General features: G+C 42.0%; 11 protein-coding genes. 4 read left to right on the top strand and 7 right to left on the bottom strand.

The window, feature by feature from the left end; genetic code table 11:
- Positions 1-70: 70 nt before the first annotated feature.
- Positions 71-271: a hypothetical protein gene (locus CDZ78_RS21280; protein WP_140414032.1), complete on the top strand. Its 201-nt coding sequence runs from the start codon at positions 71-73 to the stop codon at positions 269-271.
- Between the two features lie 72 nt (positions 272-343).
- Here CDZ78_RS21280 and CDZ78_RS12125 read toward each other — a convergent pair whose 3' ends face one another.
- Both CDZ78_RS12125 and CDZ78_RS12120 read right to left on the bottom strand, forming a co-directional pair.
- The gene (locus CDZ78_RS12125) at positions 344-2,668 is read right to left on the bottom strand and encodes a heavy metal translocating P-type ATPase (RefSeq protein WP_087870247.1); all 2,325 of its coding nucleotides are present in this window, start codon (positions 2,666-2,668) and stop codon (positions 344-346) included.
- Positions 2,669-2,705: 37 nt separating this feature from the next.
- A complete protein-coding gene (locus CDZ78_RS12120) occupies positions 2,706-2,918 on the bottom strand; it encodes a heavy-metal-associated domain-containing protein (protein WP_087870246.1) in 213 nt (70 codons plus the stop codon).
- 137 nt (positions 2,919-3,055) lie between these two features.
- Here CDZ78_RS12120 and CDZ78_RS12115 point away from each other — a divergent pair, with 137 nt between their 5' ends.
- The gene (locus tag CDZ78_RS12115) at positions 3,056-3,490 is read left to right on the top strand and encodes a rhodanese-like domain-containing protein (protein WP_087870245.1); all 435 of its coding nucleotides are present in this window, start codon (positions 3,056-3,058) and stop codon (positions 3,488-3,490) included.
- Positions 3,468-4,130: a high frequency lysogenization protein HflD gene (gene hflD, locus CDZ78_RS12110; protein WP_307190496.1), complete on the top strand. Its 663-nt coding sequence runs from the start codon at positions 3,468-3,470 to the stop codon at positions 4,128-4,130. The genes CDZ78_RS12115 and hflD overlap by 23 nt, the downstream gene beginning before the upstream one ends.
- 78 nt (positions 4,131-4,208) lie before the next feature.
- Here hflD and CDZ78_RS12105 read toward each other — a convergent pair whose 3' ends face one another.
- The gene (locus CDZ78_RS12105) at positions 4,209-4,592 is read right to left on the bottom strand and encodes a hypothetical protein (protein WP_087870243.1); all 384 of its coding nucleotides are present in this window, start codon (positions 4,590-4,592) and stop codon (positions 4,209-4,211) included.
- Between the two features lie 89 nt (positions 4,593-4,681).
- Here CDZ78_RS12105 and CDZ78_RS12100 point away from each other — a divergent pair, with 89 nt between their 5' ends.
- Positions 4,682-5,059, top strand: a complete 378-nt coding sequence (locus tag CDZ78_RS12100) for a hypothetical protein (RefSeq protein WP_087870242.1) — start codon at positions 4,682-4,684, stop codon at positions 5,057-5,059.
- Here the strand turns inward: CDZ78_RS12100 and CDZ78_RS12095 are convergent.
- From CDZ78_RS12095 to CDZ78_RS12080, 4 genes are read right to left on the bottom strand one after another with little or no spacing between them, the layout of a single operon-like run.
- A complete protein-coding gene (locus tag CDZ78_RS12095; protein ID WP_167374281.1) occupies positions 5,035-5,655 on the bottom strand; it encodes an iron-containing redox enzyme family protein in 621 nt (206 codons plus the stop codon). The two genes, CDZ78_RS12100 and CDZ78_RS12095, sit on opposite strands and share 25 nt — an antisense overlap.
- Positions 5,642-6,799, bottom strand: a complete 1,158-nt coding sequence (locus CDZ78_RS12090) for a hypothetical protein (RefSeq protein WP_140414031.1) — start codon at positions 6,797-6,799, stop codon at positions 5,642-5,644. Before CDZ78_RS12090 ends, CDZ78_RS12095 begins: the two co-directional genes overlap by 14 nt.
- Before the next feature lie 16 nt (positions 6,800-6,815).
- The gene (locus CDZ78_RS12085) at positions 6,816-7,181 is read right to left on the bottom strand and encodes a hypothetical protein (RefSeq protein ID WP_087870239.1); all 366 of its coding nucleotides are present in this window, start codon (positions 7,179-7,181) and stop codon (positions 6,816-6,818) included.
- Positions 7,174-8,250: a carbamoyltransferase C-terminal domain-containing protein gene (locus CDZ78_RS12080; protein ID WP_087870238.1), complete on the bottom strand. Its 1,077-nt coding sequence runs from the start codon at positions 8,248-8,250 to the stop codon at positions 7,174-7,176. The genes CDZ78_RS12085 and CDZ78_RS12080 overlap by 8 nt, the downstream gene beginning before the upstream one ends.
- Between the last annotated feature and the right edge of the window lie 193 nt (positions 8,251-8,443).

The raw sequence follows: 8,443 nt of genomic DNA, 5'->3' as shown, positions 1-8,443 counted from the left end.
CTACGCAGCGAATAGGAGATGCTCCAGCCGCCCTGCGTCCGCCACAGACTGAGCACAAAGCAGCTCAGTCATGGCTACCTCAAATGGCTCTACGGCTATTCGGGATAAAATTTTAGCCTCCCTCGCGCGCTTCGGATTGGCAACAACCCTGCGCCTTCTGGAGACTATCAGCCCATCCGGGGCTGACAGCGAGGGGTTTGCTATAAACATGGCAAAACCACCTAAAATAAACCTCGATACACCAGCATTGTGTATTTCAGCTACTCAATAATTGGGAAACTTCAGATAGCAAGTTGCACTTGCTATTACAAACATAGAACACGGAAAAAGCAAACGCCCCAGCTTAGGCTAAACTCTTTTTAAAAGCATCAACCAGCTCTAAAGCCTGTCGTTTATAATCTTTTGTACCGGTGTCATTCAAATCCATCCAGCGTAAACGGTTGGCATTGGCAACTACCGTCACAGATGACATTGCCATTGCTGCACTAGCAATCATTGGACTTAATAAAATACCAAATACTGGGTATAACAGGCCCGCAGCAATAGGAATACTGAGTGAGTTATAAATAAACGCGCCAAATAAATTTTGTTTGATATTTGCTACCGTCGCTTTAGATAACAGCATTGCCTCAGGCACTTTTAGTAATGAACCCTGCAAGATCACAATATCTGCACTTTCTATCGCGACATCCGTCCCCGTACCAATAGCGATACCGACATCAGCTTGCGCCAAAGCAGGTGCATCATTGATACCATCTCCAACCATACCGACAACCTGTCCTGCTAGCTGTAGTTCTTTTACAATCGCAGCCTTATCATCGGGTAGAACTTGTGCACGTACTTCGGTAATACCCGCTTGTTTAGCAATGGCTGCCGCAGTAACAGCATTATCACCAGTTACCATTAACACGCGTACACCCTGCTCTTGCAGATTTGCAATGGCCTTAGCCGAATCAGCTTTAATCGGGTCAGCCACAGCGATAATACCAACAACTTGCTTATCTACCGCTAAAAACATAGCAGTTTGCCCTTGCTTTGATAGTGCCAGCATTTTATCTGCAAAAGCCTCAAAGCTAACTCCTTGCTCTTGCATCAACGCTTCGTTACCAAATAACACAGCCTGATCTTTAATCATTGCCGACACGCCATGCCCTGCAACCGCAGTAAATTTTTTCACGCGCGTTAATTTTAAAGATTTTTCTGTCGCAGCATTCATAATAGCTGATGCTAAAGGATGCTCAGAGCCTTTTTCAATACTTGCTGCAAATCGCAAAACTTCATCTGCAGAATAGTCAGCCAGCGCCTCAACCGTCGATACCGTTGGTTTTCCTTCAGTTACTGTGCCCGTTTTATCCAGTACCAAGGTGCTGATTTTGCCTGCTACCTGCAAACCATCTCCATTACGAATTAAAATTCCCGACTGCGCCGAGCGCCCCACTGAAACCATGACAGAAATGGGAGTCGCCAGACCTAAAGCACAAGGACAGGCAATTACCAATACAGTCATAGCGGTAACAAATGCATAGCCTAATGCTGGATCAGGCCCCCAGATACTCCAGATACTAAAAGTCAGGATAGCAATACAAACAACGACAGGGACAAAGATGCTGGCAATTTTATCAGCTAATTTAGCTAATTCAGGTTTACTGCCTTGAGCCTGGCGTACACTTTTAATAATTTGCGCCAAAGCCGTATCACGGCCAATACGGGTTGCCTTGTACAAAAAGCTACCCTGCTGATTCATTGTTCCTGCAGCAACACTGGCACCTTCTACTTTTTCTACGGGTAGGGATTCACCAGTCAACATAGATTCATCAACAGTAGAGTGTCCTTCTATTAGCTCACCATCTACGGCAATTTTTTCGCCCGGGCGTACTCTTAAGGTTTCTCCTAAACCCACTTCTTCAATGGGTATATCTAGTTCTTGTCCATCTCTGACCACTCTGGCTGTACGAGGTTGTAAGCCAATCAGGGCACGAATCGCGCTGGAAGTTTTTCCTCGCGCTTTGGTTTCCAGTGCGGCACCAAAATTAATAAAGGCCAGAATAATAATCGCTGCTTCAAAATACGCATGCGCGGAAAGAGAGGGTAAATATTCAGAATAATCAATAACCACACACGAATAGAGCCAGGCAGAGCCTGTGCCCAAGGCAATTAATGTATCCATATTCGCCTGTCCGGCACGTAATGCCTTTACTGCACCAACAAAAAAATGCCCACCTGAATAAACCAAAATAGCTAATGTAACCAATGCAACTTCAGGCCAGAACCAATTACCTGTTTCCGAACCTATATCAGGAACGCCACCAAAATGCCCGACAATCATTAATGGCACGCCAACTACTGCCGCAACGCTTGCCTTACGCACTAATTGTCTATAACGCGCCATTTCCTGCTCTTCCTGCTCAGCAGGATCTTCGAAGCCTTCCATGACAGCACCGTCATAGCCCGAATCTTTGAGTGCTTTTTTCAGCAAGTCAGGATCAACTTCACCTTTGACAACTGCCGAGTGATCCGCAAAATTGACAACGACAGAAGTAACACCTGATACGGTGTTTAATGCAGTTTCTACAGCACCGACACATCCAGCGCAACTCATACCAAGGACAGACAAGCGAACTTCAAGTTCAATATTATCTGAATTTTGAGGGTTATTTTCTTCACTCATAGCTCTTCTCTCTCTAGCTTAAGACCACCTGAAATAGTTAGTCTTCGACTGTAAATCCGGCATTTTCAATCAGCTCAATCACATCGTCTTCTTCCAGAATGGCCTCATCAAACTCAACGGCTACCCAGTTATCACCGTGACTAGTATCGATAGAAATAATACCGTCTTTACCTGTCAGAGCTTCCTTAATTGTGTTTTCACAGCCGCCACATTTCATTCCTGTTACTGTGAGTTCTACTTTTGTGGTCATTTTGACTCCAATTTTGTTAATTATTAGCTCCACATCATACTCGACTAATAAACATTAATCATGATATAAATTGATTATAAACCCTGTTCTGGTTAATAATTTACACCCTCTTTAACTTTCATACACTATTTATTAGAATGTCCATTAAACACGCTCTCATTTTTTTATTTATCTTTAGCAGCAAAACTCTGATAGCTGCTGAACTCATTAACCTGACGACCAACGAAGTAAATAACAAACTCACTCAAGATGCTTTAGTTATCGATATTCGCACACCCGCAGAATGGCAGAGAACTGGCATTATTCCCGGTAGTCACCCGGTGAAATTCTTTGATAAAAATGGCAAATTTGATGCGGATAAATGGCTTGCAACAGTTAAACAGTTACAATCCTCTCCCGACCAGGCAATTATATTAGTTTGTCAGTCAGGACGTCGTAGCGGAAGAGTAGGTCATTATTTAACGGACAAACTAGACATGTCTAATGTTTCTCATCTACAAAATGGTATTTCATCATGGATAAAAGAAAAGCGTCCGACTGAAACATCATGTGCTCCCACTCAAACTTGCTAATTCTATGTCTTTCAAAACAATAACCTATCAAACCATTGCACTTGCAGGAATAGCGCAGGCAAGCCATTTGGTGCATCAACTTGCGACTACAGGTAGAGCCGATAAAGAGGCTATGCAATCTAGCCTCAACAGCTTATTATCCCTGAACGCAGACAACCCTGTTGATATTTATGGCGGCCTGGCAGGTATTAAGACAGGTTTAGAGCAATTAAACAGCCAGCTTAGTAGCAATAGAATCTCTAACCCTGATCAAGCTAGATACTCCGCCTCACTGGTTTTTTTAGAGCGTAAATTTTCTGATAATGCGGAAATGCAATCTAAGGTACAAAATAAAATAAAAATGGCTCAGGCACAAAGCGAGCACTTTGGTAGTAACCATGAAAATGTGATTGCAAATTTAGCTGATATTTACCACACCACGATAAGCACCTTTAACCCCCGCATTATGGTAAACGGTGACCAGGCTTATCTATCAGCCCCTGATGTAATCAACAAAATCAGAGCCTTATTACTCGCTGGCATACGCTCTGCGATGCTTTGGAGACAGTGTGGTGGAAGTCGCTGGCGGTTTATATTTTATAGACGAAAAACCCAAAAAGAAGCTGAATTTTTATTATCGGAAATAGAAAAACTAGCATAGAGAGGGAACAATATATTATTGCTCCTCTATATTTAAGTACTTATAACATAATGGCATTCATGCATATTAGCCGTATATTTATTGCTTATGTAAGACATGCCATATTGTGCCAACATTCGATTGCGGCTTGCTTAAGCACAAGGTAATAGCCACCTCTTCTAGAGCAGCTACGACATAAACAAACACTGAGACCCTAAGTGGCCATGCTATATCGGCGAGAAACAGTGGATATAGCGAAGCACCTAGGGAAACAGCAGCGATCTTCACTCCCCAGGTATGATAACTGGGATATACACCGAACTTAATTACCCCAAGAGATGCGGGAATCAGATAACAGGCAATAATCATATACAGATAAATGTCTTCACGGTGAACAATTTCCGACCAGAGCCACCAGGTACCAAAGCCAATGCTCAAATAAGTCGCCAAATCAGCCCAGGTATCCAGTTTAGGAATGTGCACGAAATAACTTCCTGAAGCAGCCAAGCTTGAATAATGAAATATCTCCCCTAAATTAAGGTTATCTTAATTTATTACTCAGTGGTTGTCTTATGTCATTTCCTTATAAAAAAAATATCGAAAAGTCGATGAAGAAATTTTATGACTCACTTTGTGAAAAAAATAAGCGACGGTATGCCGCCATTGAAAGTGAAAAATTATCTCATGGTGGCGTTAACTATATTTCAGCTTTATTAGAGTGTGACCCAAAAACTATCCGCCAAGGAAAAAAAGAACTCACCGAATTAGAACTGTCCAGCATTGTGTATTTCAGCTACTCAATAATTGGGAAACTTCAGTATATAAAAACACCACGACACAAGTTGGTAAAAAAAAGCTGCTTAAATATTTTAAATGGTCAAACATTACTGACCTCATTGATTAAACTCAGAATACTCGACTTCATCTACCTTTGCCCCCTGAACTTATAAATTAAATACCAGATCGGCAAACCCAGTTTGAATCGTCCTCCAACAAAGCGTAATGATGCATAACCACTAAAGATTCGCCGCCAGTGTTTGTCTAGTACTGTCTGATCTGCAGTGCTACGCAAAATATCGTCCATATAAAGCTTAATGGCTTTTTTTGCCATAAAAGTATGTCCCGATGCGGCGTTATCAATAGAAATATGAATATTAGCAATACCCGGATCGATCCCCCAGTATTTCCAGTCATCAACCAGCCTCATATGCCCCTTCCCCAGACCACTTAATTCGATAGCCATATTCAAGCCTAATAATTCCGGCAAAAATTTTTCAGAAAAACTGGATAACGTCAACATATAAACCGGCAGGTCGAAAGCACTATTCATAAAGCCTGAATGCTTAACAAATGCGTTACTATGTGCTGGCGGAAGCATGATGGACAAACTTTCCAGTAACTGTTGAAAAATATAGGGATGGTTTTTCTCCAGTTGCCCATTACCTATCTCATCACAATAAATATTAAACAGAATATCACTAATACCCGGGTTAATGCTTTGCAATACCTGGCTATTTTGTAACCAGCAACCATCAATCAAAATCATAGGAGCTATCTGCTCCAGCCCCCCAAATATAGGCATCCCTGGAAATCTTTGGTTTACCTTGTAATGGTTGATAAGCGCTTATTTCCTGCTGGTAAATAGTATCTATATAAGCATCAAACTGTTGATGACTGTAGTGTTTAAAAGGCAGGGGGTTAAACAAAGCTCGAGCGCGCAACCTGTTCCGCACCTTCGCCTGAGCAACTGGCAACACATCTGGAAACAAATCGGCATTGACCAGATAATAATACAATTCTCGGTTACTTAAATTTACATATTTTTTTTGCAACTGCCTGCTTACCGATGCAAGATTATTATTACTTACTACTATTTTTTGCTGCTCTTCAATCGCCTCTGGAGAGCCTTCTTCAAGTCCACTGTTCAACCAGTTTTTTATAATATCTATTTCAGACTGATCAAGCACTCCAAACATAGGTCCTTTAAAATCAAACAGCACCAACAATCGACTATGTTGTGGGCTCTTTTTATTAACATATTCTGATTGAGTTAATGCCAACAAAAACTCATTACCATTAGCAGGCAGCCCGGCAAACCATAAGTCCAGAGTTTTACCCTGCAACTGAACTTTCTGATGATGACCAATGGCTACTGGTGCTTTATCTAGTAACAGCTGGACCATAGCCTGTCGCGCTGTCCTGGGCGTGGCCATTTTCTTTTGCAAGCCATCCCTGCAGATTTGCATTTGCCGCTGATACAGCCAGAAACCTTTCTGTACCCGCTGCCAAAGCGGTTGTTGTTGCTCGGGAAATAGCCCCAGATAATTCAATATACAAGAGCGTAAAGGCTGCAATTGGCTTTCTGCCAACTGCCTATGAAGTTTAAAAAAAGGCAGTGCCTGTTGCTGATGCGGGAAACATACTTCAAGTAAAGTAGGGGTCTGACAATAAGCTAGAGTAAAACCAAGAATTTCAGGCAACAACACCCGGGGAAAGCGTGTCAGAGCAAGCTGGACAACTGCAAAATCGTATACTTCCGGGACCACTTCAGGTTGCTGGCTATAATCATAACTATGTAGAACGGGGGGTTCATGACCACTAGTCAGAATTAGCGCACGGTATAACTGTTGTATATTTGTTCCCTCACATCCTGCTCCTGCAAGCTGCAAATTAAGTGACATCAGTTGCACAGCAATATCAGACTGGCTATATATTTTGTAACCAGCAGACTTGCGTTAACTGGATCGCCGCAGTCTGATTAATACATGTATACAGATTATCCTGTGTCTGCAATGTCTCTGATAAGGGAGGAATTGCAGGAGTCTTTAATGAACCCAGAGGGTCATCATTTAATTCTATAGCCGAACACCCAAAATCAAGCGCCTTTATTCGCTGAACGATAAAAGCATAAGCGTTATGCATAACATCCTGATTATTCCCAGACTGATTCAGCTGATAAAACAATTTCCGGGTATCAATATCATTATTTTCCCATTGCACTGACTCACCCTCAAATGACTGGGTATATAACTCAGCTAAGGCAGGATCAAAAGCATGCTTATACTTATTCATCGTAGGGCTTGCATATTAAATAATCATTAACAACCAACGCATCCAGACCAGTACTTAAAAAAACAGCAAGAGCATCCTCCAACGAATGAACTAGTGGTTTGCCCATCACATTAAAACTAGTATTTAAAAGCATCGGAATCTGAGTTTGCTGATAAAAACAGTTGATCAATTGATAAAACCGCGGATTCCACTCCTGTTTGACAGTCTGCAGTCTCCCTGTACCATCCACATGACAGACGGCTGCTATTCGATCTTGCATATGAGCTCGAATACGTAGTGTTTTATCCATATAAGGGGATTCATGATAGCATTCAAAAAAATTATCGGCATGCTGATGCAAAACCGAGGGGACAAACGGTCGAAAGCTTTCCCTAAACTTAACTTTTTGATTAATATTATCTTTGGTCGCAGCAAATCTTGGATCAGCTAGAATCGAGCGGTTACCCAGTGCGCGCGGGCCAAATTCTGCCCTACCCTGTATCCAGCCGACCAATTGTCCCTTGCTCAATAATTTAGCAGTGGTTGCACAGATACTATCCGGTAAATGCTGAATATTCAGGGATCGATTATAACGAATTAAGTTTTTGACCGCCTTATCAGGAATTATCGATCCTAAATAAGGTGATTTAACAACTGAATTTGCTAGCGCTAAATCAGGCTGATCATGATGCAAAGCAAGCCAAGCAGCGCCTAGCGCAGTACCATCATCAGCAGGAGCAGAAGGAATAAATACCTGGGGAAAGTCGGTACGATCTTGTATCTGTCCATTAAAGGCTGAATTTAAAGCACAACCGCCACCCAGAGTGAGGTTTTTGCTACCCGTCTGTTGCTGTAGATGCTGCAACAACTTAGTCATCAATTCAGCAAAAAAATATTGCCCCGTAAACGCCAGATCAGCCGCTTTCTCTATTGGGTCTTGATCAAGCCGTTTAAAATTCTCCAGGTCTGCGATACTGGCAAACAGGTTTTTTGAACTATGCTGGCAATCAAAACCCTGTACTGAAATTGTAGCTGACAACAACTCATAAAGTTCCTGATTAAGCTTGCCATAGGGAGCCAGCCCTATCACTCAATGGCATTCGCTTAAGCCATTACCCCCTTCGGTTAAGAGCCCGCACGAATGCAATCGCATGAGAAATCACTTTACCCATTTCAAATCTACATCTGAAGTTTCCCAATAATTATTTATGGTAAAATTGAAACTATGCGACAACTATATGAAAAAAATAGTCTTTTCATTCGTTTCAAATGCTATTGCCTAA

This window comes from Bathymodiolus platifrons methanotrophic gill symbiont, from assembly GCF_002189065.1.
Taxonomy (GTDB): domain Bacteria; phylum Pseudomonadota; class Gammaproteobacteria; order Methylococcales; family Methylomonadaceae; genus Methyloprofundus.
Note: the sequence above shows the minus strand (reverse complement) of the source record. Positions and strands in the feature narration are given on the sequence as shown.

Excerpts from the sequence above, each read along its gene's own strand:
- CDZ78_RS21280 (WP_140414032.1), top strand. The coding sequence starts at position 71 with ATGGCTACCTCAAATGGCTCTACGGCTATTCGGGATAAAATTTTAGCC.
- CDZ78_RS12095 (WP_167374281.1), bottom strand. The coding sequence starts at position 5,655 with ATGATTTTGATTGATGGTTGCTGGTTACAAAATAGCCAGGTATTGCAA.
- CDZ78_RS12100 (WP_087870242.1), top strand. The coding sequence starts at position 4,682 with ATGTCATTTCCTTATAAAAAAAATATCGAAAAGTCGATGAAGAAATTT.
- CDZ78_RS12120 (WP_087870246.1), bottom strand. The coding sequence starts at position 2,918 with ATGACCACAAAAGTAGAACTCACAGTAACAGGAATGAAATGTGGCGGC.
- CDZ78_RS12125 (WP_087870247.1), bottom strand. The coding sequence starts at position 2,668 with ATGAGTGAAGAAAATAACCCTCAAAATTCAGATAATATTGAACTTGAA.
- CDZ78_RS12085 (WP_087870239.1), bottom strand. The coding sequence starts at position 7,181 with ATGAATAAGTATAAGCATGCTTTTGATCCTGCCTTAGCTGAGTTATAT.
- CDZ78_RS12115 (WP_087870245.1), top strand. The coding sequence starts at position 3,056 with ATGTCCATTAAACACGCTCTCATTTTTTTATTTATCTTTAGCAGCAAA.